We start from the raw sequence: 2,855 nt of genomic DNA on the forward strand, positions 1-2,855 counted from the left end.
TTGGGCTTCCACACGCTGGGGCTGTACGTCCACAATGACGTGATGCAGGCCTTCGGCACGCCGGAGAAGCAGATCCTAATTGAGCCAGTGTTTGCTCAGTTCATCCAAGCTTCCCACGGCAAGATGCTCTACGGCATGAATGTGCTGTTGTCCGATCCCAACAGCATTGCCTCTACAGCTTGGCCCAACTACGGCAATGTGTGGCTACCGGGCTGGCTGCAAGCCATCAACGATCCCAATGGGTTCCTCTTCCTGCCCATTGGTCCTGGTGACTTCCTGGTGCACCACGCCATTGCTCTCGGCCTGCACACCACGACGTTGATCCTGGTCAAGGGGGCGCTGGATGCCCGCGGCTCCAAGCTGATGCCGGACAAAAAAGACTTTGGCTACAGCTTCCCCTGCGACGGGCCGGGTCGGGGTGGCACCTGCGACATCTCCGCCTGGGACGCTTTCTACCTGGCCATGTTCTGGATGCTGAACACCATTGGCTGGGTGACCTTCTACTGGCACTGGAAGCACCTGGGGATCTGGAGCGGCAACACCGCCCAGTTCAACGAGAACTCCACCTACCTGATGGGCTGGCTGCGGGACTACCTCTGGGCCAACTCTGCCCAGTTGATCAACGGCTACAACCCCTACGGCATGAACAACCTGGCGGTTTGGGCCTGGATGTTCCTGTTCGGCCACTTGGTGTGGGCCACGGGGTTCATGTTCTTGATCTCCTGGCGCGGTTACTGGCAAGAGCTGATCGAGACCCTGGTCTGGGCGCACGAGCGCACCCCCTTGGCCAACTTGATCCGCTGGAAGGATAAGCCGGTGGCTCTGTCCATTGTGCAGGGGCGCTTGGTAGGTCTAGCACACTTCACGGTGGGGTATGTCCTGACCTACGCGGCCTTTGTCATCGCCTCGACGGCTTCCTTGTCTGGCTAGCAAACTCTAGTGGTTAAGTAATTGAGGGATCCCTCCGCGGGATCCCTCTTTTTTTGCTGCTTGGTCAAGCGAGAAGGATGCTGGGCCCATGGCTCTGGCCGCGTATCCAGCGATATACCTTTGAGGAGTTTCGCCGGCTGGTTGAGTCTCTGGTCCAGAAAATTCAGAAAATAACGAACGGGGAGCCGCCTGTATTGACTGTTGATGGGCCTTGTGCAAGAGCAGGCCAAGGAGCCCGTGCAACTGCCCCCCAACCACGAGCCGGAACCTGGTTTTGCGATTGTGCGCTTCCAGGAGGATGAGTAGCGAAGAATAGAGTTTGGCTGAGGAAGGGCTCCCTAATCCAACAAAAAAGGCTCAGCCACAAGGGCCGAGCTAGAGGGGTTCAAAACAGGCTGCTGGGGCTAGAGCCGCACCTGCGCGCCCTCAAAGAAGCCACGGATGATCAGAATGGATCCCTCAGAATCTCCTGGAGTGGTCTCTAGATTGTCCGTGGGGAATTCTTGTTCCAGGAACCACTGGCCAGAGATCCGGTCGGCAGAAGTCGTTGAGTCGAAGACAAGGCTTAGAATCCCTCTTTGCGTACTACCACCAATGTCAAGTCGATTAAACGGCCCGGCCAATTGTGCCCCGGCTAGGGTGCGGAAGACAAAATCGCCAGTCACGGGCACAATGCCCTGCAAAACAACCGGCCCTGGAGTTGTTTCCTCTCCATCCTCTTCATCTCTTTCAGTCCGCAAGGAGAAGAAATAATTGAAGGCTGTAGGCGCACCTGGACGCTCAGGAACAGGTAACTGCGGGATCGGAGTGGGGAAAGGTTGCGGCGGCGGGCTGACCTGGACAAAGTTGAGGACTGTGCTGACATTGGCCGGGTCAAACTCCGCTTGTACCCGACCGTCCAATAGGCGCCGGATGCGTACCAACTGGTTGGGCAAGATGTTCGGACGAGTGGGATCGGGAGCAAATAGCACCGACTGCGTACCCACCTGGGCGGGACGATAGACGATTTCCGCCTGGTTGGGCCGGAAGTTCAGGCGGGCAAAGAGAGCCAGTGCATCTTCAGGAGTGCCATCGCCGGCCACGCCCCGCTGCCGCACCACAAAGCTGGCGGAGAAGGATCCCTGCTGTAAAATTACGTCGACCCTGCTTTCTCTAAGATCAGTGGAACCCAAAAACTCGCCTGTGACTTCGTTGAGAACGCCAGGAACCCTTGTAGTCAGGGAAGCCTGCCCCTCCAGAACTACTTGATCCCCAGATCTGCTGACTAGAATTCTCGTAAGTCGGAGGGTTAACCTACCTATAGGAATGAATTCTTCTACTTCTTCTTTGGTCTCAATTATCTGTACTGACCCGTCAGGCCCTAATCTTGTCACCGAAGCTGAAACTCTCTCTCTTAGCTGCGTGATTCCTAGCTCACCTAAGAAAGTTGTATTAACTCTCAAGCGCCGGTCACCAACGCCACTGGAGAGCAACGCAAAACCGCTCGAGGTTGAAAGATCTACACGGGTGCTCAGCCTGGCGTCGTTTGGGGCAAAAGCCACAACCTCAAGTGGAGGAACCCGTTCGGCAATACGAATGGCGATGCGGTTGTCGTTTGTGGGGGCGAGCACGGCTTCTATGCCCTCCAGACGGGCTGCCCCACTCCCTTGAGTTGGTGTTGACCGAACAGGGATGACAGGAGAACCCCCAAATTTAGGATTGACGAAATCTAACCGCAGGCTAGTGGTCTCCAGCACTGAGCCGGGGGTGAAGCGGTACTCCTGCGCCGAGACAAACGCCGTGGGATCCACCTGGACAGGCCCCGGCAAGGCGGGAGACTCGTCAATTTGACCGCAGCCACCTAGGAGCAAGACTCCACACAAAACTGCCAATGAGCGACCTTTGAAGTTCATACAGCACTGCCTCACACACCCTAATCTGGGGAA

General features: G+C 56.7%; 1 protein-coding gene and 1 pseudogene. One reads left to right on the forward strand and one right to left on the reverse strand.

Going from position 1 to position 2,855, the window contains the following annotated elements; genetic code table 11:
• Window positions 1-930 (forward strand): annotated as a pseudogene (gene psaB, locus NW841_RS04575) (photosystem I chlorophyll a apoprotein A2); the annotation flags it as partial.
• Window positions 931-1,334: 404 nt separating this feature from the next.
• On the opposite strand, the gene NW841_RS04580 reads toward psaB, so the two are convergent.
• Window positions 1,335-2,102, reverse strand: coding sequence for a hypothetical protein (locus NW841_RS04580; protein WP_414385584.1), 768 nt, complete (start codon window positions 2,100-2,102; stop codon window positions 1,335-1,337).
• Window positions 2,103-2,855: the final 753 nt, after the last annotated feature.

This window comes from Synechococcus sp. H60.3 (assembly GCF_047462295.1).
Classification (GTDB): Bacteria; Cyanobacteriota; Cyanobacteriia; order Thermostichales; family Thermostichaceae; genus Thermostichus.